The sequence below is a fragment of the Planomicrobium sp. CPCC 101079 genome (assembly GCF_007859275.1).
Classification (GTDB): Bacteria; Bacillota; Bacilli; order Bacillales_A; family Planococcaceae; genus Planococcus.
Genome location: NZ_VOHC01000032.1, coordinates 24,147 through 44,802, shown reverse-complemented (window position 1 = coordinate 44,802; position 20,656 = coordinate 24,147). Strand labels below are relative to the sequence as shown.

The window sequence follows — 20,656 nt, the reverse complement described above, 5'->3', positions numbered from 1 at the left end:
ATCAGAACTAACACGTTCGTAAAGGGAAAGGAGCATGAAAGATGAGACAGCTTCCAATCCGCTGGAAGATCATGATTTTGTCATATGCCGTCGTCATCTTTTCTTTATTGGTCGGTGGCATTGTCATTATTGCCAATATCCAGCAAACAGAAGAAAAAGACTTGCAGATTCGGGCCATGAACACAGCCCGGACTGTTGCGGAATTATCCGATGTCCAAAGTGCTATTCAGCAGCCGAAGGGGTGGGAAGCGATCAACCCGATTGTTGAAGAACTCCGCATTATCAATGAAGCTGACTATATCGTCGTCATGAACATGGACAAAATCCGCTACTCCCACCCGATCCGAGAAAGGATTGGAACGCCTTCAGGCGGGGAAGATGAAGAAGCGGCTTTTGCCGAACATATTTATTTTTCCAAGGCAAAAGGGGAACTGGGTACGGTGATTCGGGCGTTCGTGCCAATCAAAGATACAGAGCTCAACCAAATTGGCGTTGTGGTTGTCGGCAATAAAATACCAAATCTCTTCGACATCATGACTGGGCTAGGGAAAGCGATTTCGTTAATCGTTGTCCTAACGTTAGTGTTTGGATTTCTCGGTTCTTTGCTGCTTGCCAACCATATCAAAAAGCAGATGTTCCATCTTGAACCGTTTGAGATCAAACGAATGCATGAGGAACGGACCGCTACTTTCCATTCGATGAACGAAGGCGTCATAGCCATCGACAACAAAGAAATCATTACAATTTTCAATGAAAAAGCCAAAAAAGTGTTTAACGTTAACGGCCATTTTGTCGGAAAGCCGATCCGCTCCGTATTAAAGGACACAAGACTTCCAGAAATTGTCGAGAAGAACCAAGCTGTTTATAATGAAGAAATCAAAGTAAGCGGCAAGGTGATTGTCAGCACGCGGATTCCGATTCGGAAAGGTGAAGAACTCATTGGCGCTGTCGCCATTTTTCAAGACAGAACGGAAGTGGCGAAACTTGCTGAAGAATTGACTGGCGTCAAAAACTTCGTTGAGGCATTGCGGGTTCAAAGCCACGAACACATGAACAAGTTGCATACCATTGCCGGCTTGATCCAGCTTGGGAAACCCGAAAAGGCGCTTCAGCTTGCCTATAACACTACTGAAGAACAAGAAAATGTCACAAGCTTTTTGAACGAAAAAATTCAAAATGATGCTATTGCTGGGCTCATTTTAAGTAAAATAAGACGAGGAAAAGAACTCGGCGTTGAAGTGGTGCTCGATCCGAACAGCTATTTTTCCGCCTTTCCATATGAGTTGGACCAGCATGATTTTGTGGTGCTGCTTGGCAATTTGATTGAAAATGCTTTTGGATCATTTGAACATGCGGAAACCAATGATAAACGGATCGATGTCAGCATTGAGCAAACGGAAGGCATATGCGCCGTCTTAGTCGAAGACAATGGCTCTGGCATAAAAGAGGAATACATGCCCAAGCTTTATGAAAAGGGTTTTACGGCAAACAAAGCAACGGGTACAGGATTTGGTCTTTACTTGGTCAAGCAGATCGTCGAAAAGGGGAGAGGCCAGATCCAAGTTTCTTCTGCACCAGCTGAAGGAAGTTCTTTCTTGATCACTTTCCCGATGGAAGCGGAGGATGAATGGTATGGCGTATAAAGAAGAATTCAACGTATTATTGATTGAAGACGACCCAATGGTCCAGGAAGTGAACAAAGGGTTTATCGAAAGTGTAGTAGGATTCCATGTTGTGGAAGTTGCCGGAAATGGAGAAGAAGGCTTGGCGCTGATTAAGGCGCTTCAGCCGGATTTGGTGATTTTGGATGTGTTTATGCCAAAAAAAGATGGCATTAAAACTTTGCAGGAGCTGCGGAAGCAAAAACTGGAAGTCGATGTGATTGTGGTGTCGGCGGCAAAAGACACCGAAACCATCAAGCTGATGCTGCAAAACGGAGCGATGGATTATATCATGAAGCCGTTCAAGCTTCACCGCATTCAGCGCGCCCTTGAAAAATACCGAAAACAACGGATAAGTTTTGACAAAACGGAAACTTTTTCACAGGAACAGCTGGATGCTTTGCTTTATTCGGGACAAAATATGAAAAGTGAAGAGTCACAGTTGCCGAAAGGGTTGAACGAATTTACCTTGAACGAAATTACTGCCAATATCCAGGCGCAAGACGTTCCTAAGTCGGCGGAAGAAGTAGCGAACTCCATCGGAATCGCCAGGGTCACAGCCCGCCGCTACTTGGATTACCTGGAGAAAAGCGGGATCATTACATTAGACGTCCAGTATGGCGGAGTCGGAAGACCGGTAAACCGCTATATCTATAATAAGAAGTAGATCACGAAGCAATCAGCGGAGAATTCTCTTTTCTTCATTGATTGCTTTTTATGTTGAATAAAAAAGACCAAAAAGACCAAAACAGCCATTATGACCATAAACTTCTCTTGAATACATGAAAGCGTTATCATTTAGAACAATTAGAAAATGAAGCACTATTCAATAAAGGAGGAGCAAAAGACATGAAAAAGAAACTATATAAAAATTTAACCGTTCAGGTTTTGACTGCTATTGTCATTGGTGTCTTAGTCGGTTTAATATGGCCGAATATCGGCAAGGAAATGAAGCCAATCGGGGATACATTCATCAACGCCGTTAAAATGGTCATTGCACCTATTATCTTCTTAACCATTGTTCTCGGAATCGCAAAAATGGGTGACATGAAAAAAGTCGGCAAAGTCGGCGGAAAAGCGTTTATTTACTTTGAAGTCGTCACAACATTGGCGCTTGTCATCGGTTTGGTCGTAGTAAACGTTTTAAAGCCGGGTGCGGGGTTGGATTTCAGTAAACTTGAAAAAGGGGACGTTTCCCAATATACAGAACAAGGCGCCCAAGGAATCAACTGGATTGAATTTTTCACACATATTGTGCCATCGAACATGGTGGATGCTTTTGCAAAAGGCGACATCCTGCAAGTTTTGTTCTTTTCTATCTTGTTTGGTACCGGCCTTGCAGCTCTTGGCGAAAAAGGCAAACCGATTACGGAATTCCTTGACCGCTTGTCATTGGTTTTCTTTAAAATTATTGGGTATGTCATGAAAGCCGCTCCAATCGGGGCATTTGCAGCTATGGCTTATACAATCGGCTTTTTCGGATTGTCTTCATTGGTGCCATTGGCAAAATTGATGTTTTCCGTATACACAACAATGTTCCTTTTCATCTTCATCGTTTTGAACCTTATTTGTAAAATGAACGGCATCAGTTTATGGAACTACTTGAAATTCATCAAAGAAGAAATTCTTATCGTGTTGGGTACAAGTTCTTCGGAATCTGTATTGCCGCGCATGATGGATAAAATGGAGCGCTACGGGGCTTCTAAATCGGTTGTAGGCCTAGTTATCCCGACAGGTTACTCGTTCAACTTGGACGGTACCTCCATTTACTTGTCGATGGCTGTTGTTTTCTTGGCACAAGTATTCGGTGTAGATTTGTCTATCGGCCAGCAAATCACCATCATTTTGGTATTAATGCTGACATCTAAAGGCGCTGCTGGTGTTACAGGAAGCGGCTTTATCGTTCTAGCTTCTACATTATCTGCTTTGCAGGTCATCCCGCTTGAAGGTTTGGCATTGCTTCTAGGGGTGGACCGCTTCATGAGTGAAGGCCGTGCGATTGTCAACTTGATCGGTAACGGAATTGCTACATTGGTTGTCGCGAAAAGCGTTGGCGAATTCGACGAATCAAAAAGCAAGCAAGCTTATTCCGATATGGTCGCATTGAAAAAAGCGGGCAGAACGGCTGCTGTAAATTCAGAAGCTTAAACACATAAATAAAATTAAAGGCCTTCAATTTTGGAGGCTTTTTTTTCATGCGCAAAAAATTGCTGATTAGGCAGATTTTCATTTTAGGAACTTTCTTTATCTTTTCAAGAAAAAGTTTATGGAATAATCGTCTTGCTAGAGACAGAAACCCGATCTTTCGTTATTCTAAATAAAAGTAAAAGGAGGCATACCGGATTCTTTTCGGGAATGGCGATTTATTTGTGGACACGCTGCTCCAATCAATTACTTTTACTGAGATAACGGCGTTTTGGTGTATTTAAAGGCTCCGTAATAAATCAATAATATAATCGGATTTTGCATTATGAAGAAGGTGCTCTGCTGATTAACCGAGTTTCGTATAGGGTATATCATACAAAAATCCTGAAAAAAGATTTATTGTATCGATGGTCTGTTAAAAAGTTGTTATTCGGGGAAGGGGCGAAAAAAATGAGTACAATCGAGTATGTAAAAAATTTCATCAAAGATCCCAATATTGCATCCATTACACCCACATCGCAAAAAGGGGTACGGGAAGTGTGCCGTAAGATGGATTTAAACAAAAAAGTGGTAATTGTTGAATACGGACCTGCAACAGGTGTATTTACCAACTATTTGCTGAAGCGCATCACTCCGGATTCCATGATCATTGCCATTGAGCTGAATGAGAATTTCGTTGGTTATTTAAAGGAGAACGTCAAAGATCCTCGCTTAAAAGTTCATCATGATAGCGCTGAAAACATTATCGACATTGTCAGGGGCTACGGGTTGGAAAAAGTGGATTATGTCATTTCAGGCATCCCGTTTTCATTATTGGATGAAGACACCCGCGAAGATATTGTGAAAAGAACGAGCCATATGATAAAAAAGGGCGGGAAATTTTTGCTTTACCAAACCTTTTTCCAAAAAGATGAACATCTAAAAGTGCATCTGGAAGATTATTTTTCAAAAGCGAACGACCAATACTTTTTTAGGAATGTCCCGCCTTTGCGGCTATATGAAGCAATCAAACAAAGATAAACTTTGCCGCTCAGGAACTCTATTCCTGCTTAAGAAAATGTGATGCGCACCCTGAAATTCGGACAATCAAGCGAACATCCGAATTCAGGGTTTTTGTCTAAGCTTCTTGTGTGATTTATAGAAGAAACTATAAAGCGGAACTGGATGGTGATGCTATGAAACCAAAAGCTATATTAAGTAAAGTAAAAACGCGGACACCCTCTATACTCGGCAGTGAAGATTTTTCAAAATATGCCATTCTTTTGCCGCTTATCGAGAAAGATGGAGATATTCATGTCCTTTTTGAAATCCGTTCTCATATATTGAGGAGGCAGCCGGGAGAAATTTGTTTCCCGGGGGGGAGGATCGACGAACAAGATAAAAGCGAAAAAGACACAGCTCTCAGGGAAACAACAGAAGAGCTCGGCATTAAAAAGGAAGATATTTTTGATGTTTTTCCTCTGGACTACATTGTCTCGCCGTTCGGTATGATGGTCTACACGTATGCGGGATTCATCGATCCGGCTGTTGAATTCACACCCAATCCTCCAGAAGTGGATAGCCTCTTCACGGTGCCTTTGGCATTTTTCCTGGAAACAAAACCGAAAGTTTACCGGATCAACTTTGATGTGCAGCCGGAAGAAAATTTTCCTTACGACTTGATTGTCGGAGGAGAAAATTACAATTGGCGGACAAGAACTTTGGATGAATATTTTTATATCTATGAAGATAAAGTAATCTGGGGCTTGACCGCTCGGGTTTTAAGCCACTTTGTGGAAATTATTCGCTGAAAAGCGGGGGGAGCAGTAAAGATGACGATAGACCAAATTTCCATCACTACTACTATGAAAAAGAAGGAAAAGCCTTCGCAAGACCAAGTGCCATTTGGCACGATTTTCACCGACCATATGTTCATGATGGATTACAATTCGGAAGAAGGCTGGTATGATCCGCGAATCGTTCCTTACGCGCCTATTTCTTTGGATCCCGCCGCGATGATTTTTCATTATGGGCAAACGGTTTTTGAGGGGTTAAAAGCTTACCGGGCCGAAGATGGCCGTATTTTGCTGTTCCGGCCCGAGAAGAACTTTGAGCGATTGAACCTGTCAAGCGACCGGTTAAGCATCCCGCCAGTTGATGAAGAACAAATGCTCGAATACTTGATGAAATTGTTGGATATTGAAAAAGACTGGGTACCTTCCACGGAAGGAACTTCTTTGTATATCCGCCCGTTTATCATTTCGACAGAGCCTAATTTAGCTGTCGGCCCTTCTCGCACATACACATTCATGATTATCTTATCTCCTGTCGGCTCTTATTTTCCGGGAGGCATACGCCCTGTCACAATCCATGTCGAAGAGCAATTCACGCGAGCTGCGAAAGGCGGAACGGGAATGGCGAAAACAGCGGGAAATTATTCTTCAGGCTACCAAGCACAAGCCAATGCCAAAAAAGAAGGAAATGCGGATGTCCTATGGCTTGATGGAGCAGAAAAAAAGTATATCGAAGAAGTCGGCAGTATGAATATCTTCTTCAAAATCAATGGAGAAATTGTCACTCCTGCATTAACGGGCAGTATTTTAAAAGGTATTACCCGGATGTCAATTATCGAAATGCTGAAAAGCTGGGATATGCCGGTTGTTGAACGGAGAATATCCATCGAGGAAGTCTACAAGGCATTTTTGGATGGCGCAATTGAAGAAGTGTTTGGCACGGGTACCGCTGCAATTATTTCACCTGTCGGCGAGCTTAATTGGCAGGGGCGGAAAATGGTGATTAACAACAGCGAAATCGGGGAAGTATCGCAAAAGCTATATGACACAATTACAGGCATTCAACGAGGGAAATTAGAAGATCCGTTCGGATGGATGGTTGTATTAAAATAAAGTGGTGAAAACAGGAGGTTTTAGTCAAAAGGAGGCACAGAAATGGAGCACGTAACGGAAGGGTTTATCCAGGTGACGGGAGGAAAGGTCTGGTATCGAATCACTGGTGATGGTTCAGGCATCCCACTGTTGGTTTTGCACGGCGGACCGGGAGGCAAAAGCAGCGACAAAGACCCGCTTCGGAATTTGGGCAATGAGCGTTCGGTTATTCAATATGATCAGCTGGGATGCGGCAATTCTGAACGGCCAAACGACCTTTCACTATGGACAGTCGAGCGGTATGTTGAAGAACTTGGGCAAGTGCGGGAGGCGCTAGGTTTGGATGAAGTACATATTTTAGGGCATTCCTGGGGGACGATGCTTGCTTCGAGTTATCTTCTTACAAAGCCGGCTGGTGTCCAAAGCATTATCTTTTCTGGGCCGGCGCTTCGTTCGCGCATGTGGGAACAGGATCAACGGACATATTTAAAGCAATTTCCACAAAAAATGCAGGATATCATCGAACATCATGAAAGAGAAGAAACGACAGAGGCAAAAGAGTATCAAGACGCCATGTACACCTTTTACAAGCGGCACGTCTGCCGGTTAGATCCATGGCCAGCTGATATGATAGAAGAATTTGAAAAGATGAATCAGCAAATCTATAACTACATGTGGGGTGCTTCCGAATTTACCGTGACCGGCACCTTGCAGGACTTTGACGTAACGGCGAAGTTGGAGGGAATTGGGTTGCCAGCCTTATTCACATGCGGCCGGTATGACGAAGCCACTCCGGAAACAACAGCCTACTACGCTAGCCTTTTGCCAGGCGCTGAATATTTTGTTTTTGAAAATTGTTCGCATACCCCTGGCGAAGAAGATCCGAACGCCTATGAGAGCAAAATACGGGAATTTTTGAACCGGCAGGAAAGGCGAACGGGGGAAGCAGCGCTTTCACGTGCAATGCCGTAACCAAATAAAAAGGCTGATTCAAGCGGAAAAGACCTTATGATTTGTAAAGGTCTTTTTTGTGTATTAAGGATGCCGTAATAGTGAATCCATAGATGATGAGGCAGAATAAGCCAAACTATAAAAAAAATGTGTTAACCTAGAAAACAGTTGTTCGAAATAATGCAGTAAAATCTGTAGCTAAAATTTAATATACATTAAAGAAAGGTTTTGACAGATGGAAAATATGACAGGATTTAAAAGAGCGCGATTTGTGCTTTTGCTTGGTGCGCTTACTTCGCTTATCCCTTTTACAATTGATATGTACTTGCCGGCATTTCCGATTCTTGCCGAAGTTTATGCCACAACGGCTTCTTCCGTACAATTGAGTTTGACAGCCTGTTTAATGGGCTTAGGAGTCGGCCAGCTAGTGGCTGGTGCATTAAGCGATATGCACGGCCGCCGACGGCCATTGATTGTTTCATTGATTATTTATGTTGCAGCATCCCTTGCTTGTATGTTCGCTCCCAATATCGGTGTTTTGATTGCGATGCGCTTTGCGCAGGGGTTTGCTGCTGCAGCAGGATTGGTTATTTCCCGGGCAATAGTGCGTGATTTGACTAGCGGTGCGGAACTGACCCGCGTTTTGGCGTTGCTTATGGTTATTAGCAATGTGGTGCCGTTATTGGCACCTTCTGTTGGAAGCGGCGTTTTGCTTTTTGTCGATTGGAAAGGTATTTTTCTTGCTTTGGCGTTTGTCGGCTTTGTCCTGTTGATCATCACCGCTTTTCGGATGAAGGAAAGCCTTCCACTTGAAAAACGTACGCCAGGAAACCTGAAATCGACATTTGGCAACTTCGCGTCCATTATTAAAAATCGGCAATTCACTGGGTATGCACTCGCTCAAGGATTTTTAATCGGTGGAGTCTTCGCTTATGTGGCGGGAACGCCATTCATCTACCAGAACATTTACGGTGTTTCTCCCCAGGTGTTTAGTTTGCTTTTTGGAATGAATGGCATCGGGCTGATTTTTGGCAGTTATGCTGTCGGGCGCTTCTCCTATATTTATTCTGAAAAACGCTTTTTGGAACTGGCTTTATATGTAGCGACTGCGTCTGGCGCAGTTTTGTTGGCAGTCGTCGGAACCGGCGGGCCATTATGGGCAGTTGCAGTGCCGATTTTCTTTTTCGTTACCTCAGTCGGCGTTGTGGCACCATCTTCTTTCGCATTAGCCATGGAGACGCAAAGTTATGCAGCGGGCAGTGCTTCTGCCTTGCTGGGTCTTGTCCCTTTTGTTCTCGGGGCTTTAACGGCGCCGCTTGTCGGAATTGCCGGAGAGGAAACTGCAGTGCCAATGGGGCTGACCATTTTTTCAATGAGTTTGATCGCTTTGGTGGCTTATCATTTTCTTGCTAAAAAAGCAGTGAAGGCCGAATCCGTATAAAACTAAATTTTAAAAGGCCTTTTCTCTTGCAGAAAAGGCCTTTTAATTTTGGAGATAAGAGGTTATAGTACTAAAATCCAATTAAAGATCAAGCAGAAAAAAAGTGGAAAGATAATCATTTGTCTTTTATTATTAATTATTTATAGTGTTTTCAAAAAACTTCTAGTCAAAAAGATACAAACGGCTATATAATAGGTGAATATTATAGGGATTAGTGGTGGGGAAATGGCAATAGCGCATGAATTGTTAAAGTATATTTTAATAGTGGCACTGGGTGGAGGAATTAGCCTTTTTTTATCGATCTATGCATTTTTAAGATTGAAAAATACGCCGGGAGGAAAATATTTCGTTCTAGCGACAGCCATGTCTTCTATATTCACCCTCGCCTATGCTTTTGAACTGGCCAGCGCGACGTTGGATGGCATCAAATTTTGGCTTAAAATCGAGTATATTGCGCTTCCTTTTTTGCCGCTGTTTATTTTGTTGATGTGCTTTGACTATGTAGGACAAAAGATGGGGCGAGGGTTCAGGAACGGTCTATTGGCTATCGCAGCAATGACAGTTTTAGTCCAAACCACAAATGATTTTCATCATCTCTATTACTCATCGGTGGGTTTAAGAGTGGACAGCCCTTTTGCAATCGCCGATCTTGAGGCTGGCCCCTGGTTCTATGTGCACTCTCTTTTTCTTTATGGATGTGTCGCTGTAAGTTTGGGAATCTTGCTCAAGCAGTTAAGAAACCATTCTTTTAAGTTCCGGATGCAGGTTTTACTGATGATAGCAGGATTGCTTGTTCCTGTCGTCGCAAGTTTTTTTTATGTAGCTGGCGTAAGCCCTTATGGAATTGATTTAGGGCCAGTTTTTATGAGTGTTTCTTTTATTTTGCATGGAATTGCTCTTTTGCCTTTTCAAATGTTCAATGTGGCGCCGATTGCCCGGGATACCGTTTTTGAAAGTATGGAAGAAGGAGCCATCGTGTTAAATCGGAATAACGTCGTTGTGGATTACAACCGGTCAATTTTAAAGGTTCTGCCTGTACTGCGGAAGCAGGCAATCGGAAAACCGGTTGAGGAAGTGCTTTCCGACAACCGGTTGCTTCATAAGATTATTTCGCGAGAACAGAAATGCGATTATGAATTATATGTAGATGGAGAATTGCTGCATTTTCAAATCCGATTTTCGCCAGTCCGAAACAAAAAAGATATTCTTGTCGGTAAAATTGTTAGCTTTGTTAATGTAACAGAAAGAGTTGAAATGGAGAGGGCGCTGAAGCAACTGGCCAGCATCGATGGACTCACTCAAGTGTTCAACCGGACTTACTTTCTGGAAAAAGCGGAAGAAGTGTTCGAACGCTTGTCTCTCAAGGGTGGCCTTGCCTCTGTTATCATGTTTGATATTGATCATTTCAAACGCGTCAATGATACGTATGGACACGCGACAGGAGATACTGTGTTAACGTATATCGCCCAATCGGCAAAGGAAAGCGTAAGAGAAATGGATATCCTTGGACGGTACGGGGGCGAGGAATTTGTGATCTGTTTGCCTAATACTTCTATGGAAGCGGCGCAAAAAGTGGCAGAAGCTTTCCGGAAACAAATTTCAGAAAGCTATTTGCTCATAGATGGAAAGCGGATTGACCTGACATTAAGTTTTGGAGTATCCGAAGTGCAAATTGAAGCGGGAGATTTCAGCCATTCTATACAAGCTGTTATGGGAGAGGCAGACCAAGCGCTCTATGCGGCAAAGGAAAACGGAAGAAACCGAGTTGAACTGTTCAAAAATCTGCTTTATGCCATTGGAAAAGCTTGAAACCTGCAGAGGAAAACTCTCTGTGGGTTTTTGCTATTTACAGCATTTTTACATAAATCCTATACGCCCTTAAAAGTTTCGTTCTATTTTGGAGGTAATCAACTATAGGAGGTATGGAAAATGGAAAGAATCCAGAAACGCAATGAGTTGACTCAGTCGCAAAAGTTGATGGTGTTTACTTTATCCATGTCTTTATACGGGCTTTCTAGTTTGGCTGAAGAGTTGCTGCCGGCGCTGAGTTTAGGCCCTCTTGTTCTATCGGCAAAATATTTTGCGTTTGTTCCGATAGCTTTGTGCATGTTGTTCAACCCTCTTTATACAGCGGTAGGGGCTGCGACAGGCGCCTTGCTATTCGGCGGAATTCTAGCTGGGCAATTTGGCGGGTTTGGGGAACTCGAACAATTTATTGCTCTTTCGCTTGGCTTGTTTGTGGCAGGGAGTTTGGTGAAAGATCCGAAAAACAGAAAGCAAATTGCAGTTGCGGCTTTAGCTGGAGCAATTATTCATCATGGAATCGGCAGTGCTGCCGACGTTCAGCAAGTGATGTTAGGAGCGGGAGAGTTGCAGACAGTACCGGGTTTAGCAGGACTCTTGATCCTTGCGGAAATTGCTTCTTTTATTAGTGCCATTCTTGTCTCAGGCCTGCTGTTTGGCTTGCTTCCTGTTTTAATTTTGGTTCCACTTTTACATGGCAAAATCGAACCGGCATTGGGGATGGATGTCCGCGGCCAGGTGGCGAATCTTTCAACGGCAAATGAAAAAGCTCGGGATGTACGGTTCATGGCGGCGGCTATTCTTTTGGTGGGCATTGCATTTATTTCTGATTACTTGTACGAAGCAGGTTTGAATTTAGAGTGGCAGGCAAACTTTGCTGAGGCTTTCGGCAATTGGGTGCTTTGGCTAAACCTTATCGCTGCTGCCCTTGTAGCGGGGATGACCATGACTTTAATGGCAAAACATAAACGCCGTTCCTTGACTGCACATTACCATGAAGACCGTTTCATACAATAGAAAATCATCCAAGAATAATGAGTTAAGGAATCTTCGAGGCATCGAAGATTTTTTATTTTGTTTTGTAAAGTATATTTCAATAAATTTTTGTTATTTTACTAAAATGAAAACATCCCTTAATTTTTACTCAACAATTCGGACCTATACTAATCAATGAAAGCAACTAAGAGGAGGAAGAAAATGATTAACAATATTTTAAAGAAGAAGATATTCCCCTTTGCAATTGCATCAGCTGTAGCAATTGCAGGGTTTTCAGCTGCAGTGCCGAATGTTGACGCTAAAGGAAAGAACGACGATAACGGTAAAGTGAAAAATGTCATTTTCTTGATTGGCGACGGTATGGGGGTTTCCTATACCTCTGCATACCGTTACTTGAAAAATGATTCAACTACCAAATTTGTGGAAGGTACAGAGTTCGATAAATACTTGGTAGGCCAGCAAACGACTTATCCGGAAGATCCTGAACAAAATGTGACGGATTCAGCATCAGCCGCAACAGCAATGTCAGCGGGGATCAAAACATACAACAATGCAATTGCGGTAGATAACGACGAAACTGAAGTGAAGACAGTGCTTGAGGCTGCCAAAGAAAAAGGAAAAGCAACAGGGCTTGTTGCCACTTCTGAAATTACCCATGCAACCCCAGCTTCATTCGGTGCACATGACATTGCCCGTAAAAACATGAATGCAATTGCGGATGATTATTTTGACGAAACTATTGATGGAAAACACAAGGTGGATGTTCTTCTGGGCGGAGGAACGGATTTATTTGTCCGCCAAGACCGTGACCTTACGAAAGATTTTGAAGAAGATGGATACAGCTATGTAACTTCCCGTGAGGAATTGTTGGAGAATACGGATAAACAAGTTCTTGGGTTGTTTGCTCCTGGCGGAATGCCGAAAATGATCGACCGTGACAGTGATACGCCTTCATTGGAGGAAATGACGACATCGGCAATCAATCGCCTGAAGCAAGACAAAGATGGTTTTTTCTTGATGGTGGAAGGCAGCCAAGTTGACTGGGCTGGACATGACAACGATATCGTTGGCGCGATGAGTGAAATGGAAGACTTTGAAAAAGCCTATGAAGCTGCCATTGAATTTGCAAAGAAAGATAAGAATACACTTGTCGTTGCAACAGCCGACCACTCTACTGGAGGCTTCTCAATCGGATCCGACGGCATTTACAACTGGTTCGGCGAGCCGATCAAAGCGGCAAAACGTACTCCTGATTTCATGGCCCAGCAGATTGTAGACGGTGCTGATGTTGAAGAGACGCTCTCTGAATATATTGATTTGGAACTGACTGCACAAGAAATTGATGCTGTGAAAAAAGCTGCGGAAGAAGGGGATTTGACCGATATTGACAATGCCATTGAAGCCATTTTCAATGAACGGTCGCACACGGGCTGGACAACTGGCGGACATACGGGAGAAGATGTACCGGTTTATGCTTACGGTCCTTCTAGCAGCAAGTTTGCAGGACAGCTTGATAATACAGACCACGCGAAAATCATTTTCGAGTTGCTGAAAGCGAAAGTGGAAATCAACGATAACTAATTAACATTCAAAAAAGCTCCCTTTGCTGGCTTATCCCACTGGGAGCTTTTTGAATGACGGAGGTCCAATGATGAAAAAAGCGATTTATTTCTATTTAGCGGCAGCCTTGTTGTTAGCCGGTTGTTCCGGACAGGCCGAACCGGCAGCTTCTGCAGCCGAAAACCAAGCCGAACAGGAAACAGCTGCCGGCACTGCTGACGTTTCTGAAACTACGGAAGCTCCTTCTTATTACGATGAGTATGTACAAAATCCTCAAGTGGTGGATGATCGCCTGCTTCAGGAAGTTGGGCAGACGATGCGTGACAGTAAAGGCGAAATCAAATTGACAAATGCCAATATGGCAGCCCAAACTTCGAGCGTCGGCAAAATCAACCTGACAATAAGAGAAGCAAAAGTATTTCATTTTCAACCGGACTACAGCTTGATCGATTTTTACCATTCGTATACACATGATGCTGAATTTGATATGGTGAAATTCTTTGTGGGAATTGAAAACACATCGGATGCACCGCTTCACTTTGCTCCTGTAGCATTGGTTGAAACAAGCGCAGAAGAAACGAAAACATGGGAAGATGATATTTACTTGGAAGAGTTGAGCGGGGAAATTGCGCCGGGAGAAACCAAAAGCGGCAATGTCGGGTTTATCATTGAAAACTCCGAAATCAATGCTTTAACCGTTACAACAAGCGATGTTTTTGATAAGGAAGAGAAAAAACTGGAAGATGCGAAAAAAATCGATATAAAATTCTAAGCGAAAATGAATCACCAGAAGCCAGCTCAGTGATAGAGCTGGCTTCTTTTCGTTATTTGCCCATTTGTAGCAAATGGATATTTACGTTGTTGACAGCGCTAAATTGCTTCATGTAAACTAAAAGACAGAATTGAATAATATTTAACCTCACTGTTTTCGAGTGAGGTAGAGGCGCGGTATTTAACAGTCCTAAGTGGAGTTTGAGAAGCTATGATGCTTAGGAGAAGGATCTATCGCCGAAGTTTTTAATATTTCTCCATATTATTTGCTGGGTCTGCAGTTAAGAGCTGCAGGACTATCTTGAAGGCCTCCCAGGTTTTCAAGGTGTGCTATCTCAAATGGGACCAGAAGAGGATTAAGGCAACTATACATAGTTCGGCTTGAGTTCATCTCAGGCCGTTTTTTATGCAAGTTGCCTTTTTTGTTTAGATATACAAGGAAATCAAAGGGGGAAAAGAAAATGAAGAAAAAACTATCATTATTCTCAATCGTATTTTTAGCGGCTATGTTGGTGTTGGCTGGATGCGGTTCAGGCGGTTCTAAAACTGGTTCTTCAGGTGGAGAAGAAGACAATACATTCAAAGTAGGCCTCGAAGCTGCATACGCGCCGTTTAACTGGACACAAGGAGATGATTCCAATGGCGCGGTTAAAATCGATGGCAATGCCGAGTATGCCGGCGGCTACGATGTGGAAATCGCGAAACGTATTGCAGAAGATTTGGGCAAGGAATTGGTTATTGTTAAAACAGAATGGGATGGTCTTGTGCCAGCGCTGACTTCTGGTAAAATCGATGCGATTATTGCAGGAATGTCTCCGACGGCAGAACGAAAAGAAACAATCGATTTCTCCGATCATTATTATACTTCTGAGCTAGTCATGGTTGTTAAAAAAGGCGGTAAATATGAAGGCGCTACGACGCTTGCAGACTTTAGCGGTGCAAAAATCACAGCTCAGCTCAACACTTTCCACTATTCAGTTATTGACCAAATTGAAGGGGTATCTAAAGAAACAGCTATGGAAAGTTTCCCTGCAATGAGAGTGGCGCTTGAATCCGGAATGATTGATGGTTATGTATCTGAGCGTCCGGAAGCGGTTAGTGCTTCAGCAGCCAATGAAAACTTCGCTATGGTTGAATTCACAGATGGCTTTGAAACTTCGGAAGAAGACACAGCGATTGCAGTTGGCCTTGAAAAAGGCAGCGACTTGACCGAACAGATCAATGAAAGCCTAAAGGCGATTCCTGAACAAGAGCGCCAAGAAATCATGGATACTGCTATTCAAAATCAACCAGCTGCACAATAAGGCAGTAGTGGTGCCGACTGCATCTAGGTGCAGTCGGTTTTGTATTTTTCGCTTTAACGATTTTCAAGGATAAAAAAGCCCTGCCGAGTGAAGTTTTATTTAGGAGGAAAACCATGAGTTACGAATGGATTGTTAATATACTGACAAACAACTGGCCGATGTTTCTGCGTGGAGCGGGCATGACGCTTTTAATATCGATAATTGGTACCATAATCGGTGCTGTCATCGGGTTGGTGATCGGAATCGTCCATACGATTCCGATGCCAGAACGAGGCTTCAAAAAACTCTTGTTAAAAATCATTAATTTTGTTCTTTCCGCTTATATCGAATTTTTCCGCGGTACACCGATGATGGTACAAGCGATGGTCATTTTCTATGGTTCAGCTCTGGCTTTCGGCATCGACATGGATGTATTCCTTGCAGCTGTTTTCATTGTTTCCATCAATACGGGGGCCTATATGTCTGAAATCGTCCGAGGTGGTATTGTTTCCGTGGACAAAGGGCAATTCGAATCAGCCCAAGCAATTGGCATGAACCACTTCCAGACGATGATGCATGTTGTGCTGCCGCAAGTAATCCGCAATATTTTGCCTGCTACAGGCAACCAGTTTGTCATCAATATTAAAGACACTGCTGTACTGAGCGTGATTGGTGTTACAGAATTGTTCTTCCAAACAAGAACGGTATCCGGAAACAACTTCCGCTATTTTGAATCGTTCTTTGTCGCTTGTGTATTGTACTTCATCATGACTTTCGCCATTACGTTGCTGCTGCGCAGACTTGAGAAAAGAATGGATGGTCCGGAAAACTACAGCATGATCGGCGGGCTGCCGATGCAAGTGGCAAAACCGGAAGACACCGAACATAAAATCAAAATCTGAGAATCGAAATTCAAGAAGAATGGAAGAGGAGACTTTATGGAGAAAGTAATTGAGATACAGCATTTAAGCAAATCCTTTGGCACGCATGAAGTGTTGAAAGATATCGACTTCGCAGTGCATAAAGGCGAAGTGGTCTGCGTGATCGGTTCTTCTGGTTCCGGAAAATCGACGCTTCTCCGCTGCATCAATTTGCTCGAAAAGCCGAGTGGCGGCCAAATCATTTACAACGGCGAAAATATTTTAGATGACCGCCACGATATCCACGCATACCGCACAAAGCTGGGAATGGTTTTTCAGCAGTTTAATTTGTTTAATAACCACAACGTCATCAACAATTGCACAGTGGGACAAGTGAAAGTGCTGAAACGCCGGAGGGAAGAAGCTGAAAAAGTTGCGATAAAGTATTTGAATGTGGTTGGCATGGATCAATATGTCAATGCGAAAGCCAGGCAGTTGTCAGGCGGCCAGAAGCAGCGGGTGGCCATTGCCCGTGCTTTGTCAATGGAGCCGGATGTTATGCTATTTGACGAACCGACATCTGCACTCGACCCGGAAATGGTGGGGGAAGTTCTGAGAGTCATGAAAGATTTGGCGAAAAGCGGACTGACAATGCTTATCGTGACGCATGAAATGGAGTTTGCGAAAGAAGTTTCCGACCGCGTCGTCTTTATGGACAAAGGGGTTATTGTCGAAGAAGGGCCGCCAGAGCAGATTTTCAACAATCCGGCGCATGAACGGACACGGGAATTTTTGAAGCGGACATTAAAATAGGAAATTGGAATAAGTTAAGGCCAGCTCTATTAAAGAGCCGGCCTTTTTCTATAGGAACTTTTCGGCAGATTTTTTTGTGAAATCTTCACTAAAAACAAGAACAGTAAATCGTTAACTTTTTCATAGCGAGTAAATATTTTATTATTTCTAAATATTATGTCGAAAAAACGATTAATAATGTTATCATAGCTATACACTAGAAACTTACATCAGGAGGTCAGGCAAATGATCACTTTTTTTGCAGCGATTTTATTGCTTATTTTTGGTTATATCTTTTATTCAAAATTTGTTGAACGGGTATTTGTAGTGGATGATAATACACCGACGCCAGCATACACGAAAAGAGACAACTTGGATTTTGTACCGATGAGCTGGTGGAAAGGGAACCTGATCCAATTGCTGAATATTGCCGGGCTCGGCCCCATTTACGGAGCGGTGGCAGGAGCGTTATACGGGCCTGTTGCATTTATCTGGATTGTCATTGGCTCTATATTCGCTGGAGGGGTGCACGATTATTTTTCGGGGATGATGTCAATGCGCCACGGCGGTGAACAATTTCCGGCACTTGTTGGACGCTATTTAGGCAAATATGCAAAAGTTTTTATAAACGGGCTTTCATTGATACTCATGCTTTTAGTAGCTGCTGCTTTTACAGCAGGACCGGCTCAGTTGATTGCGCAAATTACACCTGTTAGTTTTATGATGGCATTAGGACTTATTTTCTTCTATTTTATTTTAGCGACGATATTGCCGATCAACCGGATTATTGGCCGCATTTACCCGCTTCTGGGTGGGATTTTGTTATTTATGGCCATTGCTGTAGCGGTAGCACTAATATTTTCAGGTAAGCCAATGCCGAATTTGACGTTTGAGAATTTACATCCAGGAGACCTGCCGATTTGGCCGCTATTGATGGTGACTATTTCTTGTGGCGCGATTTCTGGTTTCCATTGTACGCAAAGTCCGATTATCGCCTGCACGATGAAAAAAGAAACAGATGGGCGCAAGATTTTCTATGGAGCAATGATCATCGAAGGAGTGATTGCGCTTATCTGGGCAGCGGCAGGAATGGCGTTCTTTAATGGAACAGAAGGGCTTGGGGCGGCGTTAGCGGCTGGAGGGCCTTCAGGTGTTGTCAATGAAATCTCTATTTCCTTGCTTGGTACGATGGGTGGATTGTTGGCGATTTTCGGCGTTATCATCTTGCCGATTACGACAGGAGATACTGCCCTGCGCTCGTCCCGCATGATTTTAACAGATATTCTTTCCAAATTCACTAATATGGAAGAGAAAGGGAAAATCCTCTTGGTAACAATTCCTTTAGCAATTCCGACGTTTTATATGGCTACAATCGACTATACATTCTTGTGGCGTTATGTAGGTTGGACCAACCAAGTTGTCGCAACGGTCATGCTGTGGACAGCAACCGTCTACTTGTTGAAAAACTTTCGCTTCCATTGGATTTGCGGAGTTCCGGCCAGCTTCATGACAGGGGTAGTTGCTATGTATATCTTCTATGCTCCGGAAGGGCTGAACCTGGATTATCAGATCTCCGCTATCATAGGAGCCTGCATTACGCTGGTAGTTCTATTATGGTATGCAGCCCAGATTATTAAATACAGAAGTTTGAAAGAAGTGGATCCAAAAGCCGAAGTTATATAAGTAAACAGTCCACACAAAAAAGCATCCTGCTTTACAGGATGCTTCAGGCTGTAGACAAAGCCGATAATTGATGAATGGGAATCCATAAAACCAACCGGCCTGGCCACTCCGCTTTCCGTGGGCACGGCTTCAGCCGCTTCGCTCGCTCCGCTCAGGGTCTTCAGCTCATGTCGCTCCATCGTTCCACTCTGTCACTGCTCCCAGAGGAGTCTCCGTGTCCAGGCCGGTTTGGCTTCTTTCCTGGACAGCGCGAGGCTTCCATTCAAGTTCCAGATTGGAGAAAATCCGGCGCAGGACGCCTGTAAGGCCTACTGGCTTAGGAACCGGAGCGCAAGCCGGCGACTCCAGCGGAAAAGCGAAGTGCCGAAATCCACTCGGGACGCCAGGACCGAGTTAGTTCGGTGCGAGCCCGCGGAAAGCGACCGGCTGAAGCGGAGGTGCCGGTCGCTTTCCGGTGGAATATGTATCTTTATTCCGCTAAAAAGTTAATTAGTCTTTTGTCTACAAGCTCAAAGCATCCTGCTTTACAGGATGCTTTTTATATTGACTGGCAAGAAATTTTCTTGTGAACCAAGCAATAAGTTATTTGAAAGAAGTTCGTATTCAATAGTTGCTTTCGGATTAAAATTCACCCTATTTGCACTTCACTCATCAGTGCATGCGTATTGTCTTCGGTGTCTTTAAAGAAAGCCATCCAAGTCTCCGTCTCACCCATTTTTGCAATAAGATGAGGTTCATCGATAAAAGAAACGTTTTTATCGGTAAATTCTGCATAAGCCTCCTGAATGTTTGCTACTTGAAAATAAAGAATGGAACTCGCATGCGCAAATTCTTCTTTTTCAGGAAGGCTTAACAGCAGACGGATTCCGTTGCAGTCAAAAAAAGCCAAAGTTCCTGTGCTGAACAGCAGCGGCAATTGCAGAACGCCTTGATAAAAACGGATGGCGCGCTCAAAATCTTTTACCGGCACCCCGATTTGTCCAATCGTTTGGATTGCACCCACTATTATTTCCACTCCTTTTTCAAATTAAAATTTCCGAATTTCATTTATTACACATTCCAATGCGCCAATCGACTCCATGACACCATCACGTGAATCCAAGCTATGGTCTACATTCGAAAAAAGCTTGGCGCTTATATTCGGTTTGTTCTCGATTTGCTCATAGCGGTCTTTGATATAGCAGCGGTCTGCATCTCCGATAAAGCATAACCCCTCATTGGGGCTATGAAGCATCGCTTGAAACACGTCGTCCCGCTGGAAAAGCGGAGTCAGCCAAACTGCTTTTGCGTCTCTGAATGCGGGCCTTTGCAGTTCTGTGCTCATAGCAATGGTGCCAAGCGACTTGCCGATAAGATAGAAATGCTCATAGGAGCTTCCTTCTATTTCTTGATCAAGCACCGTTTTTACATCGTGCTTAATGGCTTCGCTCAGTTCTTCCATTGAAAATTCATCGTATGCTTCGTTGTTGTATTGATAATTCACTTCCAATACGTCAACCGATCGGTTCAGAAAGGCTTCGGTCGAATAATGGAAAAGCGGTGAGCTTGTCGTATAGCCGGCCCCAGGAAGCAGGATAGCCAAGCTGTTTGTGCCCTCCTCTGTTTTGATGAATTCAAAAGGGACTTGCATCCCTTTATAGCCTTGAACAGTTCCTTTTTCGAATTTAGGCATCTATAATCCCCCTCTATACCTTCAAGTATACTAAGGAGCTGCATTATAAATAAATAAACTTCCTTCATTTTTTTGAATAATTCAGCAATTGCCGTTTAATAAGTTAACTAATGGCTATTAATAGGTATGTATAATAAGAATATGAGGGGATGCTATGGCGCGAAATAAACCTAA

At 43.4% G+C, this 20,656-nt stretch carries 18 protein-coding genes and 1 riboswitch; of the genes, 16 read left to right on the top strand and 2 right to left on the bottom strand.

Features of this window, described 5'->3' with window-relative positions:
- The first annotated feature begins 41 nt into the window (after window positions 1–41).
- From FQV28_RS17510 to FQV28_RS17435, 16 genes are all read left to right on the top strand, one after another.
- Window positions 42–1,643, top strand: a complete 1,602-nt coding sequence (locus tag FQV28_RS17510; protein ID WP_146497807.1) for an ATP-binding protein — start codon at window positions 42–44, stop codon at window positions 1,641–1,643.
- Window positions 1,633–2,328 (top strand): response regulator, encoded by a 696-nt coding sequence (locus tag FQV28_RS17505; RefSeq protein WP_146497806.1) that lies wholly within the window; start codon window positions 1,633–1,635, stop codon window positions 2,326–2,328. The genes FQV28_RS17510 and FQV28_RS17505 overlap by 11 nt, the downstream gene beginning before the upstream one ends.
- A gap of 182 nt (window positions 2,329–2,510) precedes the next feature.
- The gene (dctP, locus tag FQV28_RS17500) at window positions 2,511–3,809 is read left to right on the top strand and encodes a C4-dicarboxylate transporter DctP (protein WP_146497805.1); all 1,299 of its coding nucleotides are present in this window, start codon (window positions 2,511–2,513) and stop codon (window positions 3,807–3,809) included.
- Between the two features lie 447 nt (window positions 3,810–4,256).
- Entirely contained in the window at window positions 4,257–4,826 is a 570-nt protein-coding gene (locus tag FQV28_RS17495) for a class I SAM-dependent methyltransferase (RefSeq protein WP_146497804.1), read from the top strand.
- Between the two features lie 155 nt (window positions 4,827–4,981).
- Complete coding sequence (locus FQV28_RS17490) at window positions 4,982–5,596, top strand: NUDIX hydrolase (RefSeq protein WP_146497803.1); 615 nt, start codon at window positions 4,982–4,984, stop codon at window positions 5,594–5,596.
- Window positions 5,597–5,617: 21 nt separating this feature from the next.
- Window positions 5,618–6,691 (top strand): branched-chain amino acid aminotransferase, encoded by a 1,074-nt coding sequence (locus FQV28_RS17485; protein WP_146497802.1) that lies wholly within the window; start codon window positions 5,618–5,620, stop codon window positions 6,689–6,691.
- A gap of 42 nt (window positions 6,692–6,733) precedes the next feature.
- Window positions 6,734–7,642, top strand: a complete 909-nt coding sequence (locus FQV28_RS17480; protein ID WP_146497801.1) for a proline iminopeptidase-family hydrolase — start codon at window positions 6,734–6,736, stop codon at window positions 7,640–7,642.
- Window positions 7,643–7,856: 214 nt separating this feature from the next.
- Window positions 7,857–9,062, top strand: coding sequence for a multidrug effflux MFS transporter (locus tag FQV28_RS17475; RefSeq protein ID WP_146497800.1), 1,206 nt, complete (start codon window positions 7,857–7,859; stop codon window positions 9,060–9,062).
- A 225-nt stretch (window positions 9,063–9,287) separates the two neighbouring features.
- On the top strand, window positions 9,288–10,871 hold the full coding sequence (locus FQV28_RS17470) for a histidine kinase N-terminal 7TM domain-containing diguanylate cyclase (protein WP_255473001.1): 1,584 nt from the start codon (window positions 9,288–9,290) through the stop codon (window positions 10,869–10,871).
- A gap of 120 nt (window positions 10,872–10,991) precedes the next feature.
- Window positions 10,992–11,882, top strand: a complete 891-nt coding sequence (locus FQV28_RS17465; RefSeq protein WP_146497799.1) for a DUF8171 family membrane protein — start codon at window positions 10,992–10,994, stop codon at window positions 11,880–11,882.
- Window positions 11,883–12,062: 180 nt separating this feature from the next.
- Window positions 12,063–13,442 (top strand): alkaline phosphatase, encoded by a 1,380-nt coding sequence (locus tag FQV28_RS17460; RefSeq protein WP_146497798.1) that lies wholly within the window; start codon window positions 12,063–12,065, stop codon window positions 13,440–13,442.
- A gap of 70 nt (window positions 13,443–13,512) precedes the next feature.
- On the top strand, window positions 13,513–14,193 hold the full coding sequence (locus FQV28_RS17455; protein ID WP_146497797.1) for a DUF4352 domain-containing protein: 681 nt from the start codon (window positions 13,513–13,515) through the stop codon (window positions 14,191–14,193).
- Between the two features lie 158 nt (window positions 14,194–14,351).
- Window positions 14,352–14,533: riboswitch (Lysine riboswitch) on the top strand.
- A gap of 120 nt (window positions 14,534–14,653) precedes the next feature.
- Entirely contained in the window at window positions 14,654–15,496 is an 843-nt protein-coding gene (locus FQV28_RS17450) for a transporter substrate-binding domain-containing protein (protein WP_146497796.1), read from the top strand.
- A 113-nt stretch (window positions 15,497–15,609) separates the two neighbouring features.
- Window positions 15,610–16,377, top strand: a complete 768-nt coding sequence (locus FQV28_RS17445) for an amino acid ABC transporter permease (RefSeq protein WP_146497795.1) — start codon at window positions 15,610–15,612, stop codon at window positions 16,375–16,377.
- 36 nt (window positions 16,378–16,413) lie between these two features.
- Window positions 16,414–17,148, top strand: coding sequence for an amino acid ABC transporter ATP-binding protein (locus tag FQV28_RS17440; RefSeq protein WP_146497794.1), 735 nt, complete (start codon window positions 16,414–16,416; stop codon window positions 17,146–17,148).
- A gap of 225 nt (window positions 17,149–17,373) precedes the next feature.
- The gene (locus tag FQV28_RS17435) at window positions 17,374–18,810 is read left to right on the top strand and encodes a carbon starvation CstA family protein (protein WP_146497793.1); all 1,437 of its coding nucleotides are present in this window, start codon (window positions 17,374–17,376) and stop codon (window positions 18,808–18,810) included.
- Between the two features lie 628 nt (window positions 18,811–19,438).
- Here the strand turns inward: FQV28_RS17435 and FQV28_RS17430 are convergent.
- Both FQV28_RS17430 and FQV28_RS17425 read right to left on the bottom strand, forming a co-directional pair.
- Entirely contained in the window at window positions 19,439–19,819 is a 381-nt protein-coding gene (locus tag FQV28_RS17430; RefSeq protein ID WP_146497940.1) for a VOC family protein, read from the bottom strand.
- Window positions 19,820–19,837: 18 nt separating this feature from the next.
- On the bottom strand, window positions 19,838–20,482 hold the full coding sequence (locus tag FQV28_RS17425; RefSeq protein ID WP_146497792.1) for an alpha/beta family hydrolase: 645 nt from the start codon (window positions 20,480–20,482) through the stop codon (window positions 19,838–19,840).
- Window positions 20,483–20,656: the final 174 nt, after the last annotated feature.

Bases quoted from the DNA above. Each gene is read 5' to 3' on its own strand.
- FQV28_RS17510 (WP_146497807.1), top strand. From the start codon at position 42: ATGAGACAGCTTCCAATCCGCTGGAAGATCATGATTTTGTCATATGCC.
- FQV28_RS17505 (WP_146497806.1), top strand. From the start codon at position 1,633: ATGGCGTATAAAGAAGAATTCAACGTATTATTGATTGAAGACGACCCA.
- dctP (WP_146497805.1), top strand. From the start codon at position 2,511: ATGAAAAAGAAACTATATAAAAATTTAACCGTTCAGGTTTTGACTGCT.
- FQV28_RS17495 (WP_146497804.1), top strand. From the start codon at position 4,257: ATGAGTACAATCGAGTATGTAAAAAATTTCATCAAAGATCCCAATATT.
- FQV28_RS17490 (WP_146497803.1), top strand. From the start codon at position 4,982: ATGAAACCAAAAGCTATATTAAGTAAAGTAAAAACGCGGACACCCTCT.
- FQV28_RS17485 (WP_146497802.1), top strand. From the start codon at position 5,618: ATGACGATAGACCAAATTTCCATCACTACTACTATGAAAAAGAAGGAA.
- FQV28_RS17480 (WP_146497801.1), top strand. From the start codon at position 6,734: ATGGAGCACGTAACGGAAGGGTTTATCCAGGTGACGGGAGGAAAGGTC.
- FQV28_RS17475 (WP_146497800.1), top strand. From the start codon at position 7,857: ATGGAAAATATGACAGGATTTAAAAGAGCGCGATTTGTGCTTTTGCTT.
- FQV28_RS17470 (WP_255473001.1), top strand. From the start codon at position 9,288: ATGGCAATAGCGCATGAATTGTTAAAGTATATTTTAATAGTGGCACTG.
- FQV28_RS17465 (WP_146497799.1), top strand. From the start codon at position 10,992: ATGGAAAGAATCCAGAAACGCAATGAGTTGACTCAGTCGCAAAAGTTG.
- FQV28_RS17460 (WP_146497798.1), top strand. From the start codon at position 12,063: ATGATTAACAATATTTTAAAGAAGAAGATATTCCCCTTTGCAATTGCA.
- FQV28_RS17455 (WP_146497797.1), top strand. From the start codon at position 13,513: ATGAAAAAAGCGATTTATTTCTATTTAGCGGCAGCCTTGTTGTTAGCC.
- FQV28_RS17450 (WP_146497796.1), top strand. From the start codon at position 14,654: ATGAAGAAAAAACTATCATTATTCTCAATCGTATTTTTAGCGGCTATG.
- FQV28_RS17445 (WP_146497795.1), top strand. From the start codon at position 15,610: ATGAGTTACGAATGGATTGTTAATATACTGACAAACAACTGGCCGATG.
- FQV28_RS17440 (WP_146497794.1), top strand. From the start codon at position 16,414: ATGGAGAAAGTAATTGAGATACAGCATTTAAGCAAATCCTTTGGCACG.
- FQV28_RS17435 (WP_146497793.1), top strand. From the start codon at position 17,374: ATGATCACTTTTTTTGCAGCGATTTTATTGCTTATTTTTGGTTATATC.
- FQV28_RS17425 (WP_146497792.1), bottom strand. From the start codon at position 20,482: ATGCCTAAATTCGAAAAAGGAACTGTTCAAGGCTATAAAGGGATGCAA.